Source organism: Pantoea sp. Lu_F5_004 (genome assembly GCF_051136245.1).
GTDB lineage: Bacteria > Pseudomonadota > Gammaproteobacteria > Enterobacterales > Enterobacteriaceae > Pantoea > Pantoea agglomerans.
The window spans coordinates 2272103-2296568 of the sequence record NZ_CP194946.1; the positions used below are offsets into that span (position 1 = coordinate 2272103).

The 24466-nt window shown below is 55.4% G+C and carries 30 protein-coding genes; 19 read left to right on the forward strand and 11 right to left on the reverse strand.

Annotated features, from left to right (window positions below; genetic code table 11):
- Positions 1-97: 97 nt before the first annotated feature.
- A complete protein-coding gene (locus ACR8BN_RS10495) occupies positions 98-862 on the forward strand; it encodes an SDR family NAD(P)-dependent oxidoreductase (RefSeq protein WP_163792768.1) in 765 nt (254 codons plus the stop codon).
- Positions 863-976: 114 nt separating this feature from the next.
- On the opposite strand, the gene ACR8BN_RS10500 is transcribed toward ACR8BN_RS10495, so the two are convergent.
- Positions 977-1252, reverse strand: coding sequence for a hypothetical protein (locus ACR8BN_RS10500; RefSeq protein WP_010670051.1), 276 nt, complete (start codon positions 1250-1252; stop codon positions 977-979).
- Between the two features lie 380 nt (positions 1253-1632).
- Here ACR8BN_RS10500 and ACR8BN_RS10505 point away from each other — a divergent pair, with 380 nt between their 5' ends.
- The 3 genes from ACR8BN_RS10505 to ACR8BN_RS10515 are packed head-to-tail and all read left to right on the forward strand — an operon-like array spanning position 1633 to position 3479.
- Positions 1633-1791, forward strand: a complete 159-nt coding sequence (locus tag ACR8BN_RS10505) for a hypothetical protein (protein WP_161793188.1) — start codon at positions 1633-1635, stop codon at positions 1789-1791.
- Between the two features lie 3 nt (positions 1792-1794).
- Positions 1795-2334: a TetR/AcrR family transcriptional regulator gene (locus ACR8BN_RS10510; protein WP_434746901.1), complete on the forward strand. Its 540-nt coding sequence runs from the start codon at positions 1795-1797 to the stop codon at positions 2332-2334.
- Positions 2331-3479 (forward strand): MFS transporter, encoded by a 1149-nt coding sequence (locus tag ACR8BN_RS10515; protein ID WP_434746902.1) that lies wholly within the window; start codon positions 2331-2333, stop codon positions 3477-3479. Before ACR8BN_RS10510 ends, ACR8BN_RS10515 begins: the two co-directional genes overlap by 4 nt.
- Before the next feature lie 151 nt (positions 3480-3630).
- Here the strand turns inward: ACR8BN_RS10515 and ACR8BN_RS10520 are convergent, their stop codons facing one another.
- Positions 3631-3864 carry a hypothetical protein gene (locus ACR8BN_RS10520; RefSeq protein ID WP_010670048.1) on the reverse strand — a complete coding sequence of 78 codons (234 nt, stop codon included), beginning with the start codon at positions 3862-3864 and terminating at the stop codon, positions 3631-3633.
- A gap of 289 nt (positions 3865-4153) precedes the next feature.
- On the opposite strand from ACR8BN_RS10520, the gene ACR8BN_RS10525 reads away from it, so the two are divergent.
- From ACR8BN_RS10525 to ACR8BN_RS10535, 3 genes are all read left to right on the forward strand, one after another.
- Positions 4154-4675: a GNAT family N-acetyltransferase gene (locus tag ACR8BN_RS10525; protein ID WP_109653615.1), complete on the forward strand. Its 522-nt coding sequence runs from the start codon at positions 4154-4156 to the stop codon at positions 4673-4675.
- A 100-nt stretch (positions 4676-4775) separates the two neighbouring features.
- Complete coding sequence (locus ACR8BN_RS10530; protein ID WP_031591516.1) at positions 4776-5987, forward strand: diguanylate phosphodiesterase; 1212 nt, start codon at positions 4776-4778, stop codon at positions 5985-5987.
- A gap of 229 nt (positions 5988-6216) precedes the next feature.
- Positions 6217-6450, forward strand: coding sequence for a DUF4060 family protein (locus tag ACR8BN_RS10535; protein WP_010245542.1), 234 nt, complete (start codon positions 6217-6219; stop codon positions 6448-6450).
- Positions 6451-6496: 46 nt separating this feature from the next.
- Here ACR8BN_RS10535 and anmK read toward each other — a convergent pair whose 3' ends face one another.
- Entirely contained in the window at positions 6497-7618 is a 1122-nt protein-coding gene (gene anmK, locus ACR8BN_RS10540; protein ID WP_033767108.1) for an anhydro-N-acetylmuramic acid kinase, read from the reverse strand.
- 282 nt (positions 7619-7900) lie between these two features.
- Between anmK and slyB the strand changes: the two genes are divergently transcribed.
- Complete coding sequence (gene slyB / locus ACR8BN_RS10545) at positions 7901-8368, forward strand: outer membrane lipoprotein SlyB (protein WP_010245548.1); 468 nt, start codon at positions 7901-7903, stop codon at positions 8366-8368.
- 40 nt (positions 8369-8408) lie between these two features.
- Here slyB and slyA read toward each other — a convergent pair whose 3' ends face one another.
- Complete coding sequence (gene slyA, locus ACR8BN_RS10550; protein WP_010245551.1) at positions 8409-8846, reverse strand: transcriptional regulator SlyA; 438 nt, start codon at positions 8844-8846, stop codon at positions 8409-8411.
- A gap of 150 nt (positions 8847-8996) precedes the next feature.
- Here slyA and ACR8BN_RS10555 point away from each other — a divergent pair, with 150 nt between their 5' ends.
- Genes ACR8BN_RS10555 through ACR8BN_RS10565 form a run of 3 tightly spaced genes read left to right on the forward strand, consistent with a single transcriptional unit; the run spans position 8997 to position 12093 of the window.
- A complete protein-coding gene (locus ACR8BN_RS10555; protein ID WP_010245554.1) occupies positions 8997-9233 on the forward strand; it encodes a DUF1656 domain-containing protein in 237 nt (78 codons plus the stop codon).
- Positions 9234-9238: 5 nt separating this feature from the next.
- Positions 9239-10096, forward strand: a complete 858-nt coding sequence (locus ACR8BN_RS10560) for an efflux RND transporter periplasmic adaptor subunit (protein WP_143990165.1) — start codon at positions 9239-9241, stop codon at positions 10094-10096.
- The gene (locus ACR8BN_RS10565; RefSeq protein WP_208442748.1) at positions 10093-12093 is read left to right on the forward strand and encodes an FUSC family protein; all 2001 of its coding nucleotides are present in this window, start codon (positions 10093-10095) and stop codon (positions 12091-12093) included. Before ACR8BN_RS10560 ends, ACR8BN_RS10565 begins: the two co-directional genes overlap by 4 nt.
- Here the strand turns inward: ACR8BN_RS10565 and ACR8BN_RS10570 are convergent, their stop codons facing one another.
- From ACR8BN_RS10570 to ACR8BN_RS10585, 4 genes are all read right to left on the reverse strand, one after another.
- A complete protein-coding gene (locus ACR8BN_RS10570) occupies positions 12094-12561 on the reverse strand; it encodes a hypothetical protein (RefSeq protein WP_031590459.1) in 468 nt (155 codons plus the stop codon).
- Between the two features lie 130 nt (positions 12562-12691).
- A complete protein-coding gene (gene sodC / locus ACR8BN_RS10575) occupies positions 12692-13210 on the reverse strand; it encodes a superoxide dismutase family protein (RefSeq protein ID WP_010245567.1) in 519 nt (172 codons plus the stop codon).
- A gap of 84 nt (positions 13211-13294) precedes the next feature.
- A complete protein-coding gene (locus ACR8BN_RS10580) occupies positions 13295-14191 on the reverse strand; it encodes an aldo/keto reductase (protein ID WP_137227604.1) in 897 nt (298 codons plus the stop codon).
- A 68-nt stretch (positions 14192-14259) separates the two neighbouring features.
- Positions 14260-14499 carry a DUF1289 domain-containing protein gene (locus ACR8BN_RS10585; protein ID WP_010245573.1) on the reverse strand — a complete coding sequence of 80 codons (240 nt, stop codon included), beginning with the start codon at positions 14497-14499 and terminating at the stop codon, positions 14260-14262.
- Positions 14500-14674: 175 nt separating this feature from the next.
- Between ACR8BN_RS10585 and ACR8BN_RS10590 the strand changes: the two genes are divergently transcribed.
- The 4 genes from ACR8BN_RS10590 (at position 14675) to rnt (ending at position 17732) form a co-directional block, all read left to right on the forward strand.
- Entirely contained in the window at positions 14675-15271 is a 597-nt protein-coding gene (locus tag ACR8BN_RS10590; protein WP_039391834.1) for a TetR/AcrR family transcriptional regulator, read from the forward strand.
- 50 nt (positions 15272-15321) lie between these two features.
- Positions 15322-16419, forward strand: coding sequence for an alkene reductase (locus tag ACR8BN_RS10595; protein ID WP_010245578.1), 1098 nt, complete (start codon positions 15322-15324; stop codon positions 16417-16419).
- Positions 16420-16535: 116 nt separating this feature from the next.
- On the forward strand, positions 16536-16943 hold the full coding sequence (gene gloA / locus ACR8BN_RS10600; protein ID WP_010245580.1) for a lactoylglutathione lyase: 408 nt from the start codon (positions 16536-16538) through the stop codon (positions 16941-16943).
- A gap of 120 nt (positions 16944-17063) precedes the next feature.
- Positions 17064-17732 (forward strand): ribonuclease T, encoded by a 669-nt coding sequence (gene rnt / locus ACR8BN_RS10605; protein ID WP_010245582.1) that lies wholly within the window; start codon positions 17064-17066, stop codon positions 17730-17732.
- A 43-nt stretch (positions 17733-17775) separates the two neighbouring features.
- Here the strand turns inward: rnt and ACR8BN_RS10610 are convergent, their stop codons facing one another.
- Positions 17776-18111: a Grx4 family monothiol glutaredoxin gene (locus ACR8BN_RS10610; RefSeq protein ID WP_170933470.1), complete on the reverse strand. Its 336-nt coding sequence runs from the start codon at positions 18109-18111 to the stop codon at positions 17776-17778.
- A gap of 365 nt (positions 18112-18476) precedes the next feature.
- On the opposite strand from ACR8BN_RS10610, the gene ACR8BN_RS10615 reads away from it, so the two are divergent.
- Positions 18477-19274, forward strand: a complete 798-nt coding sequence (locus tag ACR8BN_RS10615; RefSeq protein WP_434747580.1) for a C40 family peptidase — start codon at positions 18477-18479, stop codon at positions 19272-19274.
- Positions 19275-19321: 47 nt separating this feature from the next.
- On the opposite strand, the gene ACR8BN_RS10620 is transcribed toward ACR8BN_RS10615, so the two are convergent.
- The gene (locus ACR8BN_RS10620; RefSeq protein ID WP_010245592.1) at positions 19322-19411 is read right to left on the reverse strand and encodes a YnhF family membrane protein; all 90 of its coding nucleotides are present in this window, start codon (positions 19409-19411) and stop codon (positions 19322-19324) included.
- Positions 19412-19692: 281 nt separating this feature from the next.
- Here ACR8BN_RS10620 and purR point away from each other — a divergent pair, with 281 nt between their 5' ends.
- Entirely contained in the window at positions 19693-20718 is a 1026-nt protein-coding gene (gene purR, locus ACR8BN_RS10625) for an HTH-type transcriptional repressor PurR (RefSeq protein WP_010245595.1), read from the forward strand.
- Here the strand turns inward: purR and punR are convergent.
- Complete coding sequence (gene punR / locus ACR8BN_RS10630; RefSeq protein WP_010245598.1) at positions 20715-21620, reverse strand: DNA-binding transcriptional activator PunR; 906 nt, start codon at positions 21618-21620, stop codon at positions 20715-20717. The two genes, purR and punR, sit on opposite strands and share 4 nt — an antisense overlap.
- 107 nt (positions 21621-21727) lie before the next feature.
- Between punR and punC the strand changes: the two genes are divergently transcribed.
- Positions 21728-22930, forward strand: a complete 1203-nt coding sequence (punC, locus tag ACR8BN_RS10635; protein ID WP_039391828.1) for a purine nucleoside transporter PunC — start codon at positions 21728-21730, stop codon at positions 22928-22930.
- A 309-nt stretch (positions 22931-23239) separates the two neighbouring features.
- Complete coding sequence (gene cfa, locus ACR8BN_RS10640) at positions 23240-24388, forward strand: cyclopropane fatty acyl phospholipid synthase (RefSeq protein ID WP_010245604.1); 1149 nt, start codon at positions 23240-23242, stop codon at positions 24386-24388.
- Positions 24389-24466: the final 78 nt, after the last annotated feature.

Here is a 24466-nt window from a genome sequence, read left to right on the forward strand (position 1 = left end):
GGCGCAGCGCATTTCGCGCTGCGCTTGTATTTCTGGCGATCGCTGCCAGGCTTAACCGGTTGTTAACAGTGAGAATTGATGCTGAAAAGGAGGCATAATGTCCAGATTTACGCAGAAAGTTGTGGTTGTGACAGGTGCCGGATCCGGCATTGGCGAAGCCAGCGCAAAACGCTTCGCTGAAGAGGGTGCATCAGTGGTGCTGGTGGGCCGTACCGCGCAGAAACTGGAAGAGACGCTGGCCGACATGACGCCAGGCGATCATCTGGTGGCTGCCTGCGACGTCTCAGAAGCCGCACAGGTTAAACAGCTGTCAGAAACCGTGCTGAAGAAGTATGGCCGTGTTGACGTGCTGGTAAATAATGCCGGCGTCATCGTGCAGGGCCGCATTCATGAAGTCGATCTCGACGCATGGAAAACCCTGATGAAAACTGACCTTGATGGGGTCTTCCACGGCGTACACTATTTCATGCCTGCCCTGTTAAAGAGCAAAGGCAACGTGGTTAACATCTCTTCCGTTTCCGGCTTAGGCGGCGACTGGGGCATGAGCATCTACAACGCGGCTAAAGGGGCGATTACCAACTTCACCCGTGCGCTGGCGATGGACTACGGCGCAGATGGCGTACGGGTCAATGCAATCTGTCCCGGCTTTACCTTTACCGATCTGACCGAAGATGCCAAACAGGATCAGGAGCTGCTGGAGCGCTTTTACGACCGTATTCCACTGCGCCGGGCCGGTGAAGCGGATGATATCGCCCGTGCCATTCTCTTTATTGCCAGCGATGAAGCCAGTTATATTACCGGCGTTAATCTGCCGGTCGATGGCGGAATTACCGCCTCAAATGGCCAGCCTAAACAGGCATAAATAAAGAACAGGGCAGCGTCTTTACGCTGCCTTTTTTTATTCTAACCGGCCCGCAGCATTAATTCGCTTTATTATCCTTCTGCCACAGCAGAACAATAACCCCCTGCATAAAAATTAATGTTTTGGCGTATGGCGGGTTGGCGTTGCCGCGCGTGCAGGTTTAATTGCCGTGCTGCTGCTGGTCGGGCAAATAAAGGTGCTCAGACAGGCATTACAGAGTATGGCATTAGCGTGGTGAACTTTCGCCACGGCCAGCGCCTGCTGGCGGGTATAAAGCGAACCAATAAAAACGCGTTTATCGTTCTTTGACAAATTAACGCAACCTTCTTTGTGTAAAATCCATCCACCCATGGGACGCGGGCACAGATAATAGTAGCTGGCTTTGAGCATGGTAGTCATCCTGATAGTTGCTGTATGTATCTTAAAAAACGAACCAAAATTCGTAAGAGGTTTTTTTTGTAATCTGAAGCTTTATTAAACTAACTGAGAATTATCCCTAAAACCACTTTATTGCGTAAGTCTGGCTGACTTTGAGAATATGCCCTTTTTCATTGCTTATGTCGCTTCAGGCATTCCACGCGCTGTAACGCCTTCACCCTCTCTGTCGCCCCGCTTTCATTTATACTGCTAATGCATTATTAAAAAAGCAAAAAACAAAATAAAATTTAAAAAACAATGATTTATAAAATAAACCCGCGCGACAGGGGTGACACGCTACTCAGATATGATTAGTGCAGAAGCTGAAAAAGATAACCCCCACAGGGGTAATTATGAGTATTGATAAACTGAAGCTGAATAAGAGTGAAAGCGGTGCACAGCGTGCCTTTAAGCGGAACGCCAGCTCCCCTGGCATCAGGGATTTATCAATACCGGCGGGCGTAATTAACAGCGACCGGCTTGAAAAAGTAAAACGATCGGTTTACTTTTAAAGCATGCAAAAGAGAAACGATATCATCCAGGCCGCCGAGCGGCTCTTCTACACCCACGGTTTCCACGCCACCAGCACCGACCAACTCTGTCGCGAAGCGGGCGTCTCTACCCGTACGCTTTATCATCACTTCGCCTCACGCGAAGCGCTGACCGCAGCGGTACTCGACGCCCGCGAGCAGCGCTTTATGGCCGATCTGCTGCCACCGCAACAGCCTGATGCGATAGCGCATCTGTTCAGGGTGCTGGGCGAGTGGACGGCAGCGAACGGTGCCCGGGGCTGCTTCTTTCTTAAAGCCTGGGGAGAGTATGCCGAGCGGGACAGCGAACTGGCCGCTCAGGCGCTGGCCTTCCGGGCCACGATGCGGGCTTATATCACCCATTGTGTGACGCATCTGCGCGGTGCTGAAGATAAGTCGCTGAGTGATGCCATCTGGATACTCTTTGAGGGTGCCATTACCACGGCGCTGATCACCGGTCCCGCCGCTGCTCAACAGGCGGCGCAGGTCGTCAGTCAGTTACTTCAGAACAGGGCTAAAGGATGAGAGCGTCCATCGCGCTGGCGCTGACCGGCTTCAGCCTGATCGCCGTGACCTATGGCATGGCGCGCTTCTCATGGGGATTGATGCTGCCCGCTATCTCAGCGGAGATCCCGTTCAACCCGCTGCAGGCGGGTATGCTGTCAGCCTGCAGCTTTGTGGCATATTGCCTCACCATTCTTACCGCAGCCGCGCTGGCGGATCGCTATGGCACCCGGCTGACGGCGCTGCTGGCCTCACTCAGTGCGACGGCGGGTCTGCTGCTGCTCGCCTGTGCCTCATCAACGCTGCTGCTGGCGGCCGGACTCTTTATTGCCGGATTGAGTGCCGGTCTGGCTTCACCTGCCCTGGCGGCGGCGGTCAGTGATCGAATTCCTGCTGCAGGTCAGTCGCGCATCAATACCCTGATCAATGCCGGCACCAGCGCGGGCATTATCCTGACGGTGGTCATCCTGAGCGTTCTGCCCGGCGGCTGGCGTGCCGCCTGTCTGCTGTTCGCTTTGCTGTCGCTGGCCTGTGTGCTGCCGGTGATGCGCGTGTTATCGGGTCACGCCGCCAGTCGCCCCACCAGAGTGCGTCACTGGCACCAGCGACTGTATCGCCGCTGCATGCATCGGCTGATGAGTATAGCCTTGATTTCGGGTCTGGTCAGTGCAGCCTGGTGGAGCTTTGGGTCAGCGCTGCTGCGACAGCATGTCGGTGTTGATGAGGAGACCGCCCGCTTACTCTGGCTGATTGCCGGAGGCGCAGGCATCGTGGGTGCGGCAACCGGGCCGGTCGCTGCCCGTATCGGGCTGAAGGGTGTATACCGGCTCTCACTGTGCGGGATGGCAGTGCCACTGCTGGTGCTGGCCTGGAGTCGGGGCGAATCCACCGGCTTAGCGATCGCGGTTGCCTGCTGTGGCGCAGGTTACGTCACGCTATCGGGCGTGCTGCTGGTGTGGGGCGCACGTGCCACTGCTGAAGATCCGGCGACCGGCGTCGGCATCCTGTTTTTTATGCTGGCGGTGGGCCAGGTAGCGGGATCGCTGTTGTTTGGTCAGCTCTACGCCTCTTTGGGTGCCAGTACGGCATTGACGCTGTTTGCGGTCAGCGCCCTGCTGTTGCTGTTTATTGTGCCCGCGCAGAACAGCAGCGAGTCGGGTAAATAAGCAGGCGTAAACGAATGGGTTGGCAGAAAACAGGGAAGGTAGAAACAGCGTTGATGCTATTTATCAGACAGCGCCAATATTATCGCCCGGTTAATGAAAAACTATTACGCGGGTGTTCTGGCTGAAGCGATAAGCTCATCGCGGATGCCGTTCAGATCGCGCGGATATTTTTAATGCGTGGATTTATTTTCTGCTGAAGCAAATCTTCTTCGGGACCCAGATAATAAGGCACAGCACACTGCTTACCATCTTTGGTAAAAATAATCTGGTTATCATGCAGGAATAACGCAGTAAAATGACCCAGTACCACACCATTTAATTCAAAGCAGTGATTTCTTGCTGCACGCAGCCCCTGCTTACTATTCAGAAAATCAACAAATCGCATCACGCCGCGCCTCCAGTTAATAAATCAATCTCATCAGAACCGCGACGATAATAGCCTTAACGCCGGCCCGGATCATCCGGCTGACGCTGTTTTCAGAATAGGCTTAATTACCATTCAGTAGTGGCACTAAACCGACGTGATTTTTTATCTGCTTCCTGCCAGGAATAATCCTGGAGAACGACGCACTCATAAATTTTTATGAGCGCGTAATATTTATATTGCGCCCTCACATCGCCCGCTATACCGTTGTTTTTTCACCAGGTGCAGACTTTCGGGGCAAAACCGCATAATGGAAATTTTTGAGGCAGATGAACGCCACATCACGGCGATTCAGCAGATCTACGCCTGGCATGTCCTTAACGGCACCGGCTCATTTGAGACAGTGCCGCCCGATGCGGCAGAGATTGGCGAGCGGATGCGGAAGATTCAGCAGGCGGGCCTGCCGTGGTTTATCGCCGTCAGCGACGGAGAAGTACGTGGGTTCTGCTATCTGACACTTTATCGTCCGCGCCATGCCTACCGGCATACGCTGGAAGACTCAATTTATATCGATCCCGGATTTCAGAAGCGCGGAGCCGGTTCGCGCCTGTTAAACCATGCAATCCGCTGGGCTGAGCAGGCAGGGTTCCGCCAGCTGATCGCCAACGTCGGCGACAGCGAGAACCAGGGCTCGATTGCCGTACATCGCGCCGCAGGCTTTGAAATGACAGGTATCCTGCGCTCGGTGGGTTTCAAACAGGGTCGCTGGCTGGATACCGTTTTTATGCAGCGCTCTCTGGGAACGGGCGATACCACGCTGCCGGTTGACTAAAACAGAGTCAGAGTGAGAAAGACGTACTGGCCCTCGTTTTCCCCGGAAGAAGCTTCTGGTAAGGTGCCATAACAAAAAATAAAAAATTCCGGAAATCTTTATGTTGTCGACAATCATCTATCGCAGCCACATTACCGAACATGTGCCGCTTGAGATCCTGAATGGTTTGGCGCTGAAAGCGAATAAAATCAATAAATCCTCCAGCATCACCGGAATTTTATTATTCAATGGCACGCATTTTTTCCAGCTGCTGGAAGGCCCCGAGGCGGCGGTCAATGCAGTCTACAGCCGGATTTGCCAGGATCCTCGCCATCATAATCTGGTTGAACTGCTGCGCGATTACGCCCCGGCACGCCGTTTTGGCCACGTCGGTATGGAGCTGTTCGATCTGCGACTGCATGATAAAGAGACGGTACTGGAGGCGGTGCTGGCAAAGTGCACCACAAAGTATCAGATGACCTATGCCGATCGCGCACTGCAGTTCCTGCGCACCTTTGTCGAAGCGCGGGAAAAAGAGAACTATTTTGAGATCCCTGCTGCCAGCGGCTGGACGTTTATCCGTGACGAGTCAGAACAGCGTGAAGGCAACGCATCGCTGGTGGCTGCGGATGAGGTCAGCTTTGCTTTTCAGCCGATCGTCGACCCCTTCGCCTGCGAAATCGTCTCGCTGGAAGCGCTGCTGCGCGGTCCGCAGGGTGAACCGCCGCTCGACTATTTTGCCCGACTGTCACGTGAGCAGCTCTATCAGCTCGATCTGAGGTCGAAAAAGATCGCCTTCGCGCAGGCGAAGCAGCTGGGGATTGAGGGCATGACTCTGTCGATCAATCTGCTGCCGATGACGCTGGTGGAAGTGCCCGACGCCGTCCCGTTTTTGCTGAATGAGATTGCTGCGCAGGGACTGGTGCCAGAGCAGATCATGGTTGAATTCACCGAGAATGAAATTATCTCGCAGCCTGAGGCCTTTGAAGCGGCCATCAGGCAGCTGAAGGCGGCTGGCATCAGCCTGGCGCTGGATGATTTCGGTGCCGGTTTTGCCGGCCTGTCGCTGCTGACGCGCATTCAGCCCGACAAGATTAAAATCGACCGTACCATCATCGCTGATGTGCATAAAAGTGGGCCGAAGCAGGCGATCATTCATGCCATTCTGAAATGCTGCTCCTCGCTGGAGATCGGTGTTATCGCCGAGGGTATTGAACAGCCGGAAGAGTGGATGTGGCTTGAAGCGGCAGGCGTGACCCAGTTTCAGGGCTTTCTGTTCTCAACACCTGAACTTAATGGCGTTGCGGCCGTGGCCTGGCCGGAGCTGATCTGACCGCCCCTGCGATTTGGATGAATTTGCGATTTCCTGCCTTGCTGGATCACCCGGCGGCTGCTAAATAATTAACAGCCCCGGGGGATCATCTTTCTGTCATCTTCCCGCGGCAGAGTCAGTCATTACCCAGTCAGTGATTAAATGTTTAGCAGTCAGATGTTCAGTGTTTAGGCCAGCGCTACGCGCCATGCGTGCGACGTGACTCCAGGGACAGCATTTGAGGAACTGAATGAAGCAAATCATCCGCGGTGATAAAGAACCCTCCCATATTCTCGCAGCGACCCGTGCGCTGGAAGCGCACTACTCCCGCTACGGAGAAGGTAATAAGTACCATCCCGTTATCTATTCCATCGCCTACCGCAGCCGGTTTTATCAGGTTGAGGTGATTACCCGACGTGAAACCATGGTTGCCTCGGTGATTACTGGCGTTCGCAACCTGACGCATCTCTCCGGCGCCGCCTGACGGCCGCCTGTAATTCTGCGGGGGCAGATTGCCCCCGACTCCCCGCTTAGCGTCGGTAGAGTGAATTCGCCGGAAAGATTGCGCCAATCACGCTTTTTTCCCGTGCGCCCGTCACCGCAGGCAGATTGCCCGGCAGGCCGGAGAGCGTGCGGAAAGCCAGCCAGGCAAACGCCAGCGCCTCCATATCGTCACCACTGACACCCGCCGCATCGGTAGTTGTTACTTCCGTTCCCGGAAGATGCGCTGCCAGACGTGCCATCAGCAGCGGATTGCGGCTGCCGCCGCCACACACCAGCAGACGATCGCAGCCATCATTGAGTAACACCTGCTGCGTGATGGTGATGGCGGTCAGCTCGACCAGCGTTGCCTGCACATCCTGCGCAGCCAGACCCGGGAAATAGCGCAGATGCTGCTCCAGCCAGCTGAGGTTGAAATGTTCGCGCCCGGTGCTTTTCGGCGGCGGCAACGCAAACCAGGGCTCACGAAGCAGCGCCTCCAGCAGTGCCGGAATCACTGACCCGCTGCGCGCCCACTGCGCATCTTTGTCATACGGCTGAGCCTGATTACGCCAGATCCAGGCGTCCAGCAGCATATTGCCGGGGCCGGTATCGAAGCCGCGCACCGGCTGACCCGGAATCAGCAGCGAGAGATTGGCGATGCCGCCAATATTCAGCACCATGCGGCGTTCAGTGGCATCCATCAGCAGCGCCTGATGAAAGGCAGGCACCAGCGGCGCGCCCTGCCCGCCCAGCGCCATATCACGGCGGCGGAAATCCCCTACCACGGTAACGCCGGTGGCCGCCACGATCTGGTTATGATCGCCAATCTGCAGCGTATTGGGTGCGTCACTCTGCGGCTCATGCCAGACGGTCTGACCATGACAGCCAATCGCCGTGATATCGCTGGCGTCAAGCGATTCGCGCTTCATTAATGTCACTACCGCTTCAGCAAACAGCTGGCCGAGGCGGGTATCGAGCTGGCCGAGCTGCGACAGCGTCAGGGACTGTCCCTGACATATCGCCAGAATCGCCTGACGCAGTTCTGGTGGCATCGGATGGCAGTAGCTCGCCTGCTGCGCCACCATATTTTCATCAATGGCAGCCAGCACCACATCCACTCCATCCAGGCTGGTGCCTGACATTACCCCAATATAGCGTCCTGATTTCATAGCCATTCCTTACTTCCGGCGGGAAGTGCGATTCATCTGCGGTTAGCCTGACAAATAATGATCGCTAATTCTATGATTAAATTCTTTTTATCCAATAGTGCTGACTGATAACGTAATGGGACTATTTTTAATCCACGATTGAATTATTGTTGATCCTGCATAGTCTATGCTTCGTCCAGCCGTGTTTTATTCGGACAGGGATTAATTTGCCAGGTTTGTGTCTTATACTGTGAGCAGGATACAGCGGTAAACGTGGCACCTTCTCGACTAAAGGAGTTTCAAATGATTAAGCGTGTAATTGTGGTCGCTCTGGCCGGTGTTATGCTGGCAGGTTGTAGCAATACCAGTACGCTGTCGGGTGATACCTACAGTGCCAGTGAAGCTAAGCAGGTGCAGAGCGTTTCGTACGGTACCTTAGTCTCAGTACGTCCGGTGAAAATCCAGGGCGGCGATGAGAGCAATGTCATCGGTGCTATCGGTGGTGCGGTGCTGGGTGGCTTCCTGGGCAACACCATTGGCGGCGGCAGCGGACGTAGCCTGGCGACAGCCGGTGGTGCGGTTCTGGGTGGCGTAGCAGGCCAGGGCGTACAGGGCGCAGTCAATAAAACCGATGGCGTTGAGCTGGAAATCCGTAAGGATGATGGCAACACCATCATGGTGGTTCAGAAACAGGCCGCCACGCGTTACTCTGTTGGCCAGCGTGTTGTGATGGCATCCAACGGCAGCCAGGTGACGGTTTCACCTCGCTAATGAAGCTAAACAAAAAACCGACGCCTGGGCGTCGGTTTTTTTATTTCTCTTTATGCTGAAGTTCGAGAATGTTTTTCTCAAGCCGGGCGATCAGCGTCACCATCTGACTGATCTCTTCCCGACTGATGCCGGACAAAATGTCATCCCGCGTCTCATCAATCACACTCTCAACCTGTTCGATAATCGGCTCGGCCTGCTGCGTCAGCTTAATGCGCTTGGCACGACGATCGTTGGCGCAGGTCGAACGGGTGATTAATCCTTTCTCTTCCAGCTGATCCAGCGTGCGCACCAGCGAAGGCTGTTCAATACCAATCGCCTTGGCTAACTGAATCTGCGACTGTTCGGGCGGCAGTTGATGAATATTGTGCAACGTCACCCAGTGAGTCTGAGTCAGCTCAAGCGGCTTCAGCCGCTGATCAATCAACGCGCGCCAGATGCGCACCAGGCGAGATAAATCCGTTCCGAGGGGCGTATCCATTTCATCTCCTTATAATTAGCTTGCTAGCTATCAAGCCAGATTTTACACTATTCTGCGAGTTTACAGGACAAATTACAAATCCCGGACCAGGCCACCATAACGTGGCAGCGCTTTCACTCTGCTGTTTGGGTTAACGAAGGATGTTATCACGTGCTCACTCCTGCTTTTTCAGGTGCGAATCCGCTGACCGATCTGGTGGTGGGCGCCTCACTGTTTTTCCCGCCGATATTCAAAGCGGTGATCCTCGGCTTCTTTTTCTGGCTGCTGATCCACCCTCTGGTGCGTGGCTGGATCTACTCCGGCGATGTCTGGCATCCCACCCTGTTTGATCTCTCCCTGTTTGTGCTGTGCGTTACCGCCGCACTCTGGCTCATCGGTCACGGATAATCGATATGAAATTTAACGCGGTAAAATACTTCTCCACGCTGATTGTGTTTGCCCTGGCGCTGCTGGCCGGTGGCTGGCTCTGGAACTACTACATGCAGTCGCCCTGGACCCGTGACGGGAAAGTACGGGCAGAGCTGGTGGATATCACGCCTCAGGTGTCGGGCCGGATTACGCAACTGAAGGTCAGAGACAATCAGTTTGTGCATCAGGGCCAGCTGCTGTTAACGCTGGACCCGGTGCCGTGGCAGATCGCGCTCGACAATGCCGCCGCCCAGCTCAGCAAAGCGCAGGCGGATCTCGCGAAAGCGCAGCATGAATTTAACCGTCGCAGCAGTCTGCCGCGCAACATCATCTCCGCAGAGGACCTTGATGCCGCGCGATTAAGCGCCGGCGCGGCGGCCGCCAGCACCAAAGCGGCACAGGCGGAGTGGGAACGGGCGCGCTGGAATCTGCAGCAGACGACGCTGACCGCACCGGCGGATGGCTGGATCACCAATCTGACGCTGCGTCCCGGCAACTATGCCACAGCGGGTTCGCCTCTGTTTGCTCTGGTCGACAGCCACTCTTACTACGTAATGGGCTACTTCGAAGAGACCAAACTGCGCCATATTCACCCAGGCGCAGCGGCCCAGGTGGTGCTCTACAGTAATGGCATGCGGCTGCAGGGTCAGGTGGATAGCATTGGCCGCGCCATCTATGACCAGAGCATTGAGACCGACAGCGGCCTGGTGCCCGATATCAAACCCAACGTGCCCTGGGTGCGGCTGGCGCAGCGGGTACCGGTGCGCATTCGTCTCGACCCGCTCCCTGCCGATGCAGACCTGGTGGCGGGAACCAGCTGCACCATCACCATCCAGCCATGAATTTTCAGTGGCTGGCCTGGGATCAACTGCCCTGGATTAAGGCTAACGCCGGCCAGTGGCGCTATGCGTTGCGAAACGCTATTGCGATGTGTCTGGCGCTGAGCATCGCCTACGCACTGGATCTTGATGAGCCGTACTGGGCAATGACCTCTGCCGCCGTGATTAGCTTTCCCACCGTCGGCGGCGCGATCAGTAAAAGCCTGGGGCGCATCGTTGGCAGTCTGATGGGGGCCAGCGCTGCGCTGCTGATCGCCGGACATACGCTTAATGAGCCGTGGCTGTTTACCTTCGCCATTGCCGGCTGGCTGGCGCTCTGCACCGGCATAGCGAACCACTACCAGAATAACGTCGCCTACGCCTTTTCGCTGGCGGGCTACACCGCCGCCATCATCGCCTTTAGCAGCGTTAATATCACCGATATCACCTCGCTATGGACCATCGCTCAGGCACGTGTCTGCGAGGTGATCTCCGGCATTCTCTGCGCCGGATTGATGATGATGGTACTGCCCAGTACCTCCGATGGTGAGACGCTGATTACCTCACTGAAACAGATGCATGCCCGGTTGCTGGAACATGCGGTGTTACTGCTGCAGCCCTCAGCCAGCGAGACCATCCGGACCGCGCATGAAAATGTCATCAGCCAGATCCTGACCATGAATCTGCTGCGGATTCAGGCGTTCTGGAGCCACTACCGCTTTCGCCGACAGAACAACGTGCTGAACTATGTGCTGCACCAGCAGCTGCGACTCACCAGCGTGCTCTCCAGCCTGCGACGTATGCTGCTGAACTGGCCCGACGCGCCAGAGGCGCTGTTTGAGGCGCTGCAACAACTGCTGGCGGAGCTGGCGAAACCGGCGTGTGATAAATATCGTCTGGCGCAAATCCTGCGCAGCGTAACCCCGGCAGCGGATGGCGACTACCGGCAGCGCGCTTTTTGTCAGCGGCTGCGTTACTTCTGCTGGATGTACCTCAACGTGCAGCGCTGGATCCGCCTGCTGGATCGCGCCGATGCCGACACCCGCTTTCAGCCACCGCCGGTTCCGGCGCTGGCGCGCGACAGTGACAGTGCCGAGGCGGGCTGGAGCGCCCTGCGTACTTTCTGCGTTATCGTGCTGGGCTGCGCCTTCTGGATCAATACGCAATGGTCTTCCGGTGCCGCCGCGCTCACCTTAACCGCCATAGCCTGTGTGCTCTACGCTTCATCACCCTCACCTGGCGGCAGCGTCACGCTGCTGCTGAAAACCCTGCTGTGGCTGTTTGCGTTTAGTTTTGTGATGAAGTTTGGGCTGATGGTGCAGATTAGTCAGCTGTGGCAGTTTTTGCTGTTTCTGTTCCCGCTGCTGGTGACGCTGCAACTCTTTAAGCTGCAGCAGAAACAGCGCGCCGGGATGTGGGGACAGTTCATCGTCTTTATGGGTTCGTTTATCGCGGTGACTAACCCGCCCACCTGGGATTATCAGGACTTCTTTAACGATAACATCGCCAAAGTCTGCGGGGTGCTGCTCGCCTGGCTGGCGTTCCAGATTCTGCGACCCAGCTCCGATGCGCGGCGCAGCCGACGACATATCCGGGCGCTGCGGCTGACGTTTCTTGATCAGCTGCGGCAGCGGCCCCGGCTCAGCGAGAGCCGCTTCGAATCGCAGATTTACCACCGTATCAGCCAGCTCAGTCACAGCCGGGACGAGCAGGCACGCGTCTGGCTACTGCGCTGGGGCGTGGTGCTGCTCAACTGCTCGCATATTGTCTGGCAGCTGCGTGAATGGCGCACCGGTTCAGCCGCACTGATGGGGTTTCGCGATCACTGCCTGCAAGATTTACAGCAGATTATCAGCAGCCGAGGCGTCCGCCACAGCTCGCTGGATCGGATGCTGACGGAGCTGGAGGAGACCATCACCGCATTACTGGCGCGGGAAAGCAACGAGGCCAGCGAGCTGGCGGGGATTATCTGGCGGTTACGCTGCTCACTGGCACAACTGAAGCAGGCGGTGCCGGAGTGATCACTGGCAATATTGCTGCTGTTGCCGGTTAAAATCATCCTGCAGCTGTTGCAGCGTTTTATGGCCTTCGAAGCGGGTTTTATCCATTTCGGTCATCGGTTCAATCACCAGCACTTTCTCATCGGGTGAGAAGATAAACCGGCGTGTCAGTTCGGTACCGGTAAAACTCTGACCATGAATGCCACCGCACACCATAGTCATGGTGCGGCGATAGATGGTGCTATCCGTGAAATTGGTTTCGGTGGCGCTGCGAAAGACCTGATCGCAACCCTGCGCTTCCAGCTTATGCACCATATTGCGGCTCAGCCATTCACGACCCTTCGCGATCTTTTCACAGGTGATACGCATCGGGTTGGTATCAATGGTGCGCTGCAGTTCGCGTCCGGTTTCGGTGACCAGTTGCGTATCATTGGGTTTATCGCATCCCACCAGCAGCAGACACAGCAGTAATGCGCCCTTGAATTTCATTTTCCTGCTCCTTTCCCCATCACGCTTTCTTACCTGAATCAATATCATAGGGGGGAAATGTCAGGGATGGTACAACAATTCATAAACAGGCAGGAGAAAAGCGGGCGGCCATCGCCTGCCGCCCGGAAACTCAGATGACACCGCAGGCGTAGCGTGCCCCGCCACCGCCCAGCGGTTTAGGATGGTCTGCATGATTGTCACCGCCGACGTGCACCATCAGCGCTTTGCCTTTGATCTCTTTTAACGATTTCAGACGCGGCGCCAGCACCGGATAAGTGGCGCTGCCTTTGTCATCGACATAGACTGCGGGCAGGTCGCCCAGGTGCCCCTCTGCATAAGGCCCCAGATGTTTGCCGCTGTTGGCCGGATCAAGGTGCCCACCCGCCGCACCGGCGGCGACCACTTTGCCCTCAGACTCGCCCGGCTCACAGCTGCCTTTGGCATGGACATGGAAACCATGAATGCCTGGCTGAAGCCCCTGCAGATCCGGCGTGAACTGCAGACCATACTGTGTCTCGTCAATCTTAACGGTGCCCAGCGATTTTCCAATCCCTTCAGCGGTAACCTGATGGATCGTAACCTGCTCGCTGGCAGCCTGTGCTGAGCCGCAGGCGATCAGTGCGAATAAGGCAACTGCTTTCATTTTCATGGTGACTCCATTTGCATACCAGGGTTTGAGATAAGTCTGGTCGCTGTTGCGCTATTTTGCCGGAGATTGACGCAGTTTTACGCTTCAGGGCACATCAAATCCCAGCGCCGCCTTGCGAATACGGAACCACTGCTGACGCGACAGGGATAAATCCAGTGCCCCGGCGGCTTCGCTGACCCGCGCCGTTTTACCTGAGCCGATGATTGGCAGCGGGCGAGATGGCAGCATCAGTATCCAGGCATAGACCACCTGATCCAGGCTGGTGGCACCGGTTTCCTGCCGCACGACTTCCAGTTCGTTACGCAGCGGCTGGAAATGGGGATCGTTAAACAGGCGGCCGCCACCCAGACAGGACCAGGCCATCGGACGAATACGCAGCTGCTGACACTGATCCAGCGACCCATCCAGCAGCACACTTTGCTGCACCGGTGAGATCTCCAGCTGATTTGTCACCAGCGAGAACGGCAGGCGGGATTGCAGCAGGGAAAACTGTGATGGTGAGAAGTTGGAAACGCCAAAATGCAGAACCTTGCCGCTGTGATGCAGCGCCATAAAGGCTTCGGCCACCTCGTCAGCCTCCATCAGCGGATCGGGACGATGGATCAGCAACAGGTCGAGACGATCGGTATGGATATGGCGCAGTGAGTTTTCAGCACTCTGAAGGATATGACGTTTGTCGGTAATGTAGTGGCCTATCTGATGCTCAGGCTGGGCGCGGGTGGCGATGCCGCACTTGGTCACAATCTGTAGCTGGTCGCGCAAACCAGGTGCCAGTTTCAGTGCCTCGCCAAACGCCGCCTCACACTGGTAGTCACCGTAGATGTCCGCATGGTCAACGGTGGTGATGCCGAGCCTCACATGGTGCTCAATAAAGGCGACCCGCTCCTGTGGTGACATCCCCCACTCCATCAGACGCCAGTACCCCATGACCAGCGGTGAAAAATCGGGCCCCTGTGAAGCGATGGCTTGCGGTTCTAACATGACGTTCTCCCTGTTGCGCGTTGGCTGAAATTAGCGTGTCAGAGAGTATAACGGAAAGCGCAAAGTCGTCAGAATAACTCCGGCTGTTGTGGCGCGTGCGGCTCCTCGCCTTTCTGTTGCCGTTGCAGACGCTGACGCCGCTGCTGACAAAGACGAATGACTTCACGCTTTTGCGCATCGCTGAAGCGCAGCCAGTTGAACCGCTCATCGCGGCTGCGTAAACATCCCAGGCAGTAGCCGCGCGCATCAGTCTGGCAGATGCCGCGACAGGGGCTGGGAACCGGGAAAAACTCAAGCTGCTCAGCCACCACGCCTCCGGATTCACAGAATAAACAGTCCAGTAAAAAGCGTAGCCTGGTTGCGCAGGAAGTAAGCCCCACCCGGCCAGAATTAATCCTGTTCTTTGACTCAGGAGTGAACACTCTGTGCCAAATATAAAGGGTTGCATTGCATTAGACCGACTGGTCTACTAATCTCACTGCCATGAATAAGACGCTACAACGCAACGAAACCCGCGAACACCTGCTCCAGACAGGTGAGCAACTCTGTCTGCAACGCGGCTTTACCGGAATGGGCCTCAGCGAACTGCTGACGCAGGCGGCGGTGCCGAAAGGCTCCTTCTACTACTACTTCCGTTCTAAAGAGGCGTTTGGCGTGGCGTTACTGGAACGCTATTTTGCGCGTTACCTGCAGGATGTGGCGTTGCAGCTTAACCAGACCGATGGCACGCCGCGTGAGCGCCTGCTTAACCACTTTCGTGCTGCCGTTGATCTGTTTGTTCAGCAGGGCCACATCGTAGGCTGTCTGGGCGTCAAAGTCTCCGCGGAGGTGTGCGATCTCTCAGAGCCGATGCGTGATGCACTGCAGCAGGGTGCCGGAAAGATCACGGCACTCTACGCCCGGACCCTGATTGCCGCAGAGCAGCAGGAGTCGCTGAGCCTGCCGCAGCCCCCCGCGCAGATGGCGGAATTGCTGTCGCTGCTGTGGCTGGGTGCCAGCCTGCAGAGCAAAATTTCCCGCGAGGCGCAGCCACTGCGTCTGGCATTGAGTACCATCGAACAGTGGCTTGAACGCCACTGATTTTTAAAAAACATGTTTGTAGACGACTGGTCTACTAATCAGGAGCTATTATGGCGAGTACCCAGCTGTTTCGTCCGCTAAAAGTCGGTGCAATTACTGTCCCAAACCGCGTATTTATGGCACCGCTGACCCGTCTGCGCAGCATTGAGCCAGGCGACATCCCTACCCCGATGATGGCTGAATATTATCGCCAGCGCGCCAGCGCCGGTTTAATCATCACCGAAGCGACCCAGATCTCTTTCCAGGCGAAAGGCTATGCCGGTGCGCCAGGCTTACATACTCAGCCACAGATTGCAGCGTGGAAAGCGATTAACGAAGGCGTGCATCAGGCTGGCGGTCACACCGCAGTACAGTTATGGCACACCGGTCGTATCTCACATAACAGCGTGCAGCCGGAAGGCAAAGCACCGGTTGCGCCATCGGCGATTGCCGCTGGCACCCGTACCTCACTGCGTGCTGAAGATGGCAGCGTCTATCGCGAAGATACCTCAACGCCGCGTGAGCTGACAGTGCCAGAGATTAAGCAGATCGTGGCAGATTTTGGCCAGGCCGCAGCCAACGCGCGTGAAGCGGACTTTGACCTGCTTGAGCTGCACTCGGCGCACGGTTACCTGATGCACCAGTTCCTGGCACCAGGCTCAAACCAGCGTACTGATGAATATGGCGGCAGCATCGAAAAACGCGGCCGCTTTGCGCTGGAAGTGGTTGATGCGGTGATCGCTAACTGGTCAGCCGATCGCATTGGTATTCGCGTCTCACCTATCGGCAGCTTCCAGAATCTGGACAACGGCCCGGATGAAGAGGAAGCGGCGCTGTGGTATATCGGCGAGCTGGCAAAACGCAATATCGCCTATCTGCACCTCTCCGAGCCAGACTGGGCCGGCGGTCAGCCTTATACCGACGCCTTCCGTCAGAAAGTGCGTGATCTCTTCCCGGGTGCCATCATTGGTGCCGGTGCCTATACCGTTGAGAAAGCGGATGACCTGATTGGTCGCGGTCTGATCGATGCGGTTGCGTTTGGTCGCGATTACATTGCTAACCCGGATCTGGTTGAGCGTCTGCAGCAGGATGCCCCACTCAATCCACAGCGTCCGGAAAGCTTCTACGGCGGCGGCGCGGAAGGTTATATCGACTACCCGACGCTGTAACCGGTTCGGGCTGCCGTCCGGGATGATGACGGCAGCCATTATTCAATAGCGATTTTCATCGCTATACTTAGCGCCTGAGTCATCGGGCGATGGCGTTTTATTTAAAAGAGGATGTTATGCGTTTACTTCATACCATGCTGCGCGTTGGCGATCTGCAACGTTCAATCGATTTCTACACGCGTGTGCTGGGCATGCGCGTGCTGCGTCAGAGCGAAAACACCGAATACAAATATACCCTGGCATTTGTGGGCTACACCGACGAGAGCGAAGGTGCGGTGATCGAACTGACCTATAACTGGGGCGTCGATAAGTATGACCTCGGTGATGCCTATGGTCATATTGCGCTGGGCGTTGATGACGCAGCAGCGGCCTGCGAACGTATCCGCAAAGATGGCGGCAACGTGACGCGTGAAGCTGGCCCGGTTAAAGGCGGCTCCACCATTATTGCCTTTGTTGAAGATCCCGATGGTTACAAAATCGAGCTGATCGAAAACAAAGATGCCGGTAACGGCCTCGGCAACTAAACCTGCCTGTCAGCCTGCCCGATCGGGTGGGCTGAATCCCCTTCTCTGCGCTTCATCTGCTGCACCCGGCCCCGTTTTTTGCCATAATACGCGCTGCCCTTTTTCTGCAACGAGATCCTGATGTCTGAATCGAATTCCCCTAATGCACTCAATCAACGTTTCCGTGGCTTCTATCCGGTGGTGATCGACGTTGAAACCGCGGGTTTCAATGCGCAAACCGATGCGTTACTGGAGATTGCCGCTATCACGCTGAAGATGGATGAAGAGGGATGGATTCAGATTGACCAGACGCTGCATTTCAACGTCGAACCTTTTGTCGGATCGCTGCTGCATCCCGAAGCTCTGGCCTTTACCGGCATCGATCCCAGCAATCCGTTGCGCGGCGCGGTCAGTGAATATGAGGCGCTGCACGCTATTTTCAAAATGGTGCGTAAGGGCATTAAAGACAGCGGCTGCAATCGCGCCATTATGGTGGCGCACAATGCCACTTTCGACCTGAACTTTATGTCAGCGGCGGCGGAACGAGCCAGCCTGAAGCGCAATCCGTTTCACCCGTTTGCCACCTTTGACACCGCGGCCCTGAGCGGGCTGGTTTTGGGTCAGACGGTGCTGGCGAAGGCCTGTATTGCGGCGGGAATGGAGTTTGACAGCACGCAGGCGCATTCTGCGCTCTATGACACTCAGCAGACGGCAACGCTGTTCTGCGAGCTGGTGAACCGCTGGAAACGGTTAGGCGGCTGGCCACTGCCCTTCGCGGAAGGCGATGCAGAAGCCACGACATCCGCATAAGGGATGCCGCAATGAAAAAGGCCGACATGATGTCGGCCTTTTTTTATTCTGCTTCTTTAAATTTTTCTGCGGTCTCTTTGATCAGCGTCTGCAGCTCACCACGTTGTAACATCTCAACGATGATGTCGCATCCACCGACCAGCTCGCCATCGACCCAGAGCTGCGGGAAAGTTGGCCAGTTAGCGAATTTCGGCATCTCGGCACGAATGTCCGGGTTCTGCAGAATATCCACGTAAGCAAAACGCTCACCGCAGGCTGACAGCGCCTGCACCGCCTGTGCAGAGAAACCGCAGCTTGGCAGTTTCGGGGAACCTTTCATGTACAGCAGGATCGGGTTTTCTGCGATCTGGCGCTGAATTTTTTCTACAGTACTCATAATTGCCTTCCTTAATTCGTCACATCGTGTTTGTTTATTGTAGCGACTTCGCAGCGTGACTGAAAACGAGATTTTGATCGCTGCCCGATTAAATCGCCATCATTGTTAAGTCATGCTCCGGAACACCTGAATACCTGATTATTAACAGCAGGTAACAGATTAATAATTCGTAATAATTTCGTTGATATAAGACGCTGAAAATGTTCATTTTCAGCACGATTATGTGAGTTGCAAAGATTAATATTAAAAGGCATTACAGTTTTTAAAAGAACTGGACTAGAATGGCCTGGGCGCTGATCCTGGATCAGATTAATCTCAACTTTGTCGCGGTGCGTAGTGGCCCTGACAACTTAACTAATCAACGGACTATGCGTTTAATCATTACGTTTTTCATGCTGGCCTTTGCGCAACTGTTTTTCAACATCGCCGCTGCGTCGCCTCACGCGCCGGTGAACGTCAGTACGCATAAAGCAGAGAAAAAGAGTGCACGCGAAGATGAGCGTCGCAAGCGTCGCCCGGTGAAAACGGTGACGAAAAAGACTCGCCTCAGCCCGGTTCAAAAATTAAAAACAAAAAAACTGAAAAAAGTCGAACTCACCGCGAAACAGACGCCTGCTAAGAAGACCTCGCTAAAAACCGCCCGTCTCAGTAAGAACAAAGAGAAAAAACGTTATGGTCATCAGCGCCTGCTGAAAACCGCTGAGGTCACCACCAGCGAGACCGGCACGATTAAGATGAGCAAATCTCACCGTCAGCGCTATCAGAAGGCCCGCGAAACCGCGATGACCAAGCTGATGGGTCAGTTGGGTAAACCCTATCAGTGGGGCGGTACCTCTCCCCATACCGGTTTCGATTGCAGCGGCCTGGTCTGGTACGCCTATAAAGATCTGGTGAAGTTTAAAATCCCACGTACCGCTAACGAGATGTACCACCTGCGTGACGCCGCGCCGATCAAGCGTGAGTCGCTGGAGAAAGGCGATCTGGTCTTCTTCCGTATCAATGGACGCGGTACTGCGGACCATGTCGGCGTTTACCTGGGTGATGGCAAGTTTATCCAGTCGCCACGCACCGGCAAAGATATTCAGATCAGCGCGTTAGGAGAAGATTACTGGCAGCGCCACTATATTGGTGCCCGTCGGGTGATGACGCCGAAAACCATACGCTGAGCAGCGGAACAACCAGAAGAGAGCCGGGATAATCCCGGCTTTTTTTATTAGTGCAGAATAGCGGTAAAACTAAAGGCCACAATCATCAGCAGACAGCCCGCGGTGGTCATTAAAGCCAGTTTAAGATCGGTACTCATTGCTTCCTCCTTAGTCACACAATTAGCAGGGGTATCGCATTTTCCCACAGGGCCCGGTAAAAATCTCGTTTTATCCGTTCAGCCTTGTTAGAATCCCGCCTTTGTTGCGCAACGCGCGCAACCCTGATTCCGTTTGCGCACGTTTTCAGGCGTTTTTATTACGCCAGCGGCCTGTTTACTGGCCAGGAAAGCTGCATTTTTGCGGAAAAAACCCTGAGCAGACGCAAACGTTTAACACTACGCTTATCATAGAGTTAGATAAGCACTGGAGTCCGATTTTCATGGCAACAATTAAAGATGTGGCGAAACGCGCTGGCGTCTCAACGACCACCGTTTCGCACGTCATCAATAAAACCCGCTTTGTGGCTGAAGAGACGCGCAACGCGGTCTGGCAGGCGATTAAAGAACTGCACTACTCGCCGAGCGCCGTGGCGCGCAGCCTGAAAGTGAACCACACCAAGACACTGGGCCTGCTTGCCACCTCCAGCGAAGCGCCCTATTTCGCTGAAATTATCGAAGCGGTTGAAAATCACTGTTTTGACAAAGGCTATACGCTGATTCTGGGTAATGCGCATAACGATCTGCAAAAACAGCGCGCCTATCTCAGCATGATGGCGCAGAAACGCGTCGATGGGCTGCTGGTGATGTGCTCTGAATATCCGGACGATCTGCTGCAGATGCTGGAAGAGAATCGCAATATCCCGATGGTGGTAATGGACTGGGGCGAGTCGCGCGCCGACTTCACCGACACGGTACTGGATAATGCTTTCCAGGGCGGCTATCTGGCGGGACGCTATCTGATTGAACGCGGACACCGGGATATTGGTGCTATCCCCGGTCAGATGGAGCGTAACACCGGTGGCGGACGTCATGCTGGTTTCCTGAAGGCGATGGAAGAAGCGGGTATTCAGCCACGCGCCGAGTGGATTGTGCAGGGTGACTTTGAGCCGGAGTCAGGCTATCAGGCGATGCAGCAGATCCTGTCGCAGAAGCAGCGTCCGACGGCGGTTTTCTGTGGCGGTGACATCATGGCGATGGGCGCGATTTGCGCCGCCGACGAGATGGGTTTGCGCGTCCCCCAGGATATTTCGGTGATCGGCTATGACAATGTGCGCAACGCCCGTTATTTTGCACCGGCCCTGACCACGGTGCATCAGCCTAAAGCCCAGCTGGGTGAGAAAGCGCTGGAAATGCTGCTGGACCGCATTACCAGTAAGCGCGAAGTGTCACAAACGATTGAGGTCCATCCGACGCTGATTGAGCGCCGTTCCGTGGCCGATGGCCCATTCCGCGACTATCGCCGTTAATGCTCGCTTAACCACTCCTGATTAAGCGTTTGCGCATCACCCAGATAGCTGAGCAACCAGCCTGTCGCCGGTGATGCGCGATCCTCTGCCCAGCTGACGCAGCATGGGCTGTCCGGAAACGCCACCGGCAGCGTCAGTTCAACCAGCTCGCCACTGTCGAGCAGTGGCCTGGCCAGATGGCCCGGCACCATCGCCACACACAATCCCGCCTGCACGCACTCCAGCCCGGTTTGCCACTCCGGCACCACCAGCCTGCGCTGGTTATCCAGCGTCCATGTCATACGACGCGGCAGTGCGCGTGAAGTATCTTCCAGCACCAGGGACGGCCAGCTACGCAGCGTGTCATCATCTATCTGGCTCGCCTGTGTCAGAGGATGGTCGGGCGCAACCACGCAGCGCCAGTTAAGCGTGCCCATATCCCGGAAAGCAAAGCGTCCGCCCACCGGTATTGCCTGCGTGGCACCAATCGCCACTTCCACCCGGCCATCGGCCAGCGCATCCCAGACGCCGTTAAAGACTTCATAGCTGATGATCAGCTCCATATCGGGAAAGTGGCGATAGAAATCTTTGACCAGTTGTCGGGTGCGCTGAGGTTTAGCGATACGGTCAACGGCTATGCTTAGCTGGCCGCGCCAGCCGTTAGCCAGCTGCTGACACTGTCGCCGGGTGGCAAGCATTTTTTTGATGACGCTGCGTCCTTCCCGGACAAAATGCTCACCCGCCGGGGTCAGAACCACTTCGCGATGCTGCCGTTCAAACAGCGGTACCGCCAGCCAGTTTTCCAGCTGACGCACCGTATAGCTGATGGCAGAGGGCACACGATGTAACTCCTGCGCGGCGGCGCTGAAGCTCCCTCCACGGGCGACAGCGTCAACCACCTCTAATGCATATTCTGACCACATAATTTTCCTTCAAAAATTTTAACAGCAATCGGCAAATATTACCGTTTCACAGCAGCAAACGCACCTTTTACACTCTGCCGCGTTTATCCTGCAAAAATGAGAATCAGATGCTGTCGAATAAAGGGTTTATGCCCTACCTTGCCCTGCTGAGCATGCTGGGCTTTTTAGCCACTGATATGTACCTGCCCGCCTTTGGTGCGATGCAGCAAACCTTTAACACTTCACCCGGTCTGATCAGCGCCAGTATGAGTCTCTTCCTGGGCGGCTTCGCCGTGGGTCAGCTCTTCTGGGGACCGCTTTCCGATCGCATCGGCCGTAAACCGGTGCTGCTGGCCGGACTGGCCATGTTTGGCGCTGGCTGCGCAGGCATGCTGTGGGTGAATGATATCTATCTGATGCTGGCGCTGCGTTTTGTCCAGGCGATTGGTGTCTGTGCCGCTGCCGTAAGCTGGCAGGCGCTGGTGGTGGATCGCTATCCTGCAGCACGCGCTAACAAAGTCTTTGCCACCATTATGCCGCTGGTTGCGCTCTCTCCGGCGCTGGCTCCGCTGCTGGGTGCCTGGCTGATCGGCCACTTCCACTGGCGTTCGATTTTCCTGGTGCTGACCCTGATTGCGGTGGCGTTGATTCTGACCACGCTGCGTCTGCCCACCGTGCGCAAGGCAGCGGGAGAAAAAGGTGCGCAGCCGGGCTTTTTCACGCTGCTTAAATCCCGGGTCTACAGCGGCAACGTGCTGATCTATTCCGCCTGCTCCGCCAGCTTCTTTGCCTGGCTGACCGGATCGCCCTTTATTCTGGCGGATCTGGGTCTGTCGCCCGCCGATATCGGTCTGAGTTATGTGCCCCAGACGCTCGCCTTTTTAATTGGCGGTTTCGGCTGTCGCACCCTGCTCAACCGCTTTAACGGCGCACAGTTGCTGCCCTGGCTGCTGGGCGTCTACAGCCTGAGCATCCTGGCGCTGTTTGCTGTTGCGCTTGCTGGCAGCAGCACGCTGGTGAGTCTGATGGTTCCGTTCTGCGGTATGGCGCTGGCTAACGGCGCGATCTATCCGATTGTGGTGTCCAGTGCGCTGATGCCCTTCCCGACAGCTACCGGTAAAGCCGCCGCGTTGCAGAATACACTGCAGTTAGGACTCTGTTTCGCTGCCAGCCTGGCGGTATCGGCCGGTTTAACGCAGCCGCTATTTACCACTACACTGATGATGACGGTGACAATTGTGCTGGCGCTGATGGGTTACGCCATGCAGCGTGCCGCAAGCGCACAAACTGTTGTTGCCTCTGCGCAACCTGCCTGCCAGGATAATCAGTGACACACTGACTTTTTAGTTAGCGCCCTAACAATAAGTTATTGAATATTGACCCGCGTGAGCATATACTCATCCGGGTCAACAAATCTGTAATAAATCAACAATATAATAACGTAATAATCTGATTGGCACCCTGCTGCCGGGACGGTATTCGCGCGCGTTATTCTCACCTTACCCGACCTGCTGCAGGCTGTTCCAGTCCTCTGTATCACACAAATAACCGGTTGCGGAGCCATCCGCATCGTTTCTCAATGCCTGAATAAATTGGCTACTCTTTGTTCAGGTTCAGATTGGACAGGTGGTGGAAAATCTATGAGTTCATCTTATGCAGAAGAAGTGAGCCTCGAAGAAAACCATTGGTATCGCATCGTTCATGAACTGCTGGAAAAAGCGGATATCGAAATTAATGGTTCACGTCCCTGGGATATTCATATTAATCATCCTGGTTTTTTTAAACGTGTTCTGCAGGAGGGCTCTCTTGGGCTCGGTGAGAGCTATATGGATGGATGGTGGGAGTGTGACCGGCTGGATATTTTCTTCCATCAGGTACTTAAGCATAAACTCGATCAGCAGCTGCCTCATCACTTTAAAGATACGCTGCGCATTGCCGCCGCACGCTTAACCAATCTGCAGTCAAAAAAGCGGGCGTGGATTGTCGGTAAAGAGCATTACGACCTGGGCAACGACCTCTTTTCACTGATGCTCGATCCGTACATGCAATACTCCTGTGGCTACTGGAAAGAGGCGACGACACTGGCGACGGCGCAGGAAGCCAAGCTGGATATGATCTGCCGTAAATTAGCGCTGGAACCCGGAATGTCACTGCTGGATATCGGCTGTGGCTGGGGCGGACTCGCGGAATTTGCCGCACGTCATTATGGCGTTAAAGTGCATGGCGTGACGATTTCCGCCGAACAACAGAAACTGGCGCAGCAGCGCTGTAGCGGATTAGACGTCACGATTCTGTTGCAGGATTATCGCGATCTGAATGAGCAGTTTGATCGTATTGTGTCGGTGGGTATGTTTGAACATGTCGGGCCGAAAAATTACGCGACCTATTTTGACGTGGTCGATCGTAATTTAAAGCCTGACGGTATTTTCCTGCTTCACACCATCGGCGCGATTAAAACCGATATGAGTGTCGATCCCTGGATCGATAAATATATCTTCCCCAACGGCTGCCTGCCTTCGGTGCGCCATGTGGCCGATGCCAGCGAGCCCCATTTTATTCTGGAAGACTGGCACAATTTCGGCGCAGATTACGACAAAACACTGATGGCCTGGCATGAACGCTTTTTGCAGGCCTGGCCAGAGCTGGCCGATAAATATGGCGAACGCTTTAAGCGGATGTTCTCCTATTATCTGAATGCCTGTGCGGGTGCCTTCCGGGCGCGTGATATTCAGCTGTGGCAGATCGTGTTCAGTCGCGGTGTAGAGGGGGGATTACGGGTGGCGCGGTAGGGGTTAAAAAGCGGGCAATTAAGAAAGCGCTACCCCGGCCAAAGACTTTATAAGACTGGCCTGTTTTGCTTTAAAAGG

Bases quoted from the DNA above. Each gene is read 5' to 3' on its own strand.
- ACR8BN_RS10500 (WP_010670051.1), bottom strand. From the start codon at position 1,252: ATGCTCAAAGCCAGCTACTATTATCTGTGCCCGCGTCCCATGGGTGGA.
- ACR8BN_RS10580 (WP_137227604.1), bottom strand. From the start codon at position 14,191: ATGTTAGAACCGCAAGCCATCGCTTCACAGGGGCCCGATTTTTCACCG.
- punC (WP_039391828.1), top strand. From the start codon at position 21,728: ATGCTGTCGAATAAAGGGTTTATGCCCTACCTTGCCCTGCTGAGCATG.
- ACR8BN_RS10595 (WP_010245578.1), top strand. From the start codon at position 15,322: ATGGCGAGTACCCAGCTGTTTCGTCCGCTAAAAGTCGGTGCAATTACT.
- ACR8BN_RS10570 (WP_031590459.1), bottom strand. From the start codon at position 12,561: ATGAAATTCAAGGGCGCATTACTGCTGTGTCTGCTGCTGGTGGGATGC.
- ACR8BN_RS10495 (WP_163792768.1), top strand. From the start codon at position 98: ATGTCCAGATTTACGCAGAAAGTTGTGGTTGTGACAGGTGCCGGATCC.
- ACR8BN_RS10505 (WP_161793188.1), top strand. From the start codon at position 1,633: ATGAGTATTGATAAACTGAAGCTGAATAAGAGTGAAAGCGGTGCACAG.
- ACR8BN_RS10590 (WP_039391834.1), top strand. From the start codon at position 14,675: ATGAATAAGACGCTACAACGCAACGAAACCCGCGAACACCTGCTCCAG.
- anmK (WP_033767108.1), bottom strand. From the start codon at position 7,618: ATGAAATCAGGACGCTATATTGGGGTAATGTCAGGCACCAGCCTGGAT.
- cfa (WP_010245604.1), top strand. From the start codon at position 23,240: ATGAGTTCATCTTATGCAGAAGAAGTGAGCCTCGAAGAAAACCATTGG.
- ACR8BN_RS10525 (WP_109653615.1), top strand. From the start codon at position 4,154: ATGGAAATTTTTGAGGCAGATGAACGCCACATCACGGCGATTCAGCAG.
- slyB (WP_010245548.1), top strand. From the start codon at position 7,901: ATGATTAAGCGTGTAATTGTGGTCGCTCTGGCCGGTGTTATGCTGGCA.
- punR (WP_010245598.1), bottom strand. From the start codon at position 21,620: ATGTGGTCAGAATATGCATTAGAGGTGGTTGACGCTGTCGCCCGTGGA.
- ACR8BN_RS10515 (WP_434746902.1), top strand. From the start codon at position 2,331: ATGAGAGCGTCCATCGCGCTGGCGCTGACCGGCTTCAGCCTGATCGCC.
- sodC (WP_010245567.1), bottom strand. From the start codon at position 13,210: ATGAAAATGAAAGCAGTTGCCTTATTCGCACTGATCGCCTGCGGCTCA.
- ACR8BN_RS10520 (WP_010670048.1), bottom strand. From the start codon at position 3,864: ATGCGATTTGTTGATTTTCTGAATAGTAAGCAGGGGCTGCGTGCAGCA.
- ACR8BN_RS10510 (WP_434746901.1), top strand. From the start codon at position 1,795: ATGCAAAAGAGAAACGATATCATCCAGGCCGCCGAGCGGCTCTTCTAC.
- ACR8BN_RS10535 (WP_010245542.1), top strand. From the start codon at position 6,217: ATGAAGCAAATCATCCGCGGTGATAAAGAACCCTCCCATATTCTCGCA.
- purR (WP_010245595.1), top strand. From the start codon at position 19,693: ATGGCAACAATTAAAGATGTGGCGAAACGCGCTGGCGTCTCAACGACC.
- ACR8BN_RS10620 (WP_010245592.1), bottom strand. From the start codon at position 19,411: ATGAGTACCGATCTTAAACTGGCTTTAATGACCACCGCGGGCTGTCTG.
- ACR8BN_RS10615 (WP_434747580.1), top strand. From the start codon at position 18,477: ATGCGTTTAATCATTACGTTTTTCATGCTGGCCTTTGCGCAACTGTTT.
- rnt (WP_010245582.1), top strand. From the start codon at position 17,064: ATGTCTGAATCGAATTCCCCTAATGCACTCAATCAACGTTTCCGTGGC.
- gloA (WP_010245580.1), top strand. From the start codon at position 16,536: ATGCGTTTACTTCATACCATGCTGCGCGTTGGCGATCTGCAACGTTCA.
- slyA (WP_010245551.1), bottom strand. From the start codon at position 8,846: ATGGATACGCCCCTCGGAACGGATTTATCTCGCCTGGTGCGCATCTGG.
- ACR8BN_RS10530 (WP_031591516.1), top strand. From the start codon at position 4,776: ATGTTGTCGACAATCATCTATCGCAGCCACATTACCGAACATGTGCCG.
- ACR8BN_RS10565 (WP_208442748.1), top strand. From the start codon at position 10,093: ATGAATTTTCAGTGGCTGGCCTGGGATCAACTGCCCTGGATTAAGGCT.
- ACR8BN_RS10560 (WP_143990165.1), top strand. From the start codon at position 9,239: ATGAAATTTAACGCGGTAAAATACTTCTCCACGCTGATTGTGTTTGCC.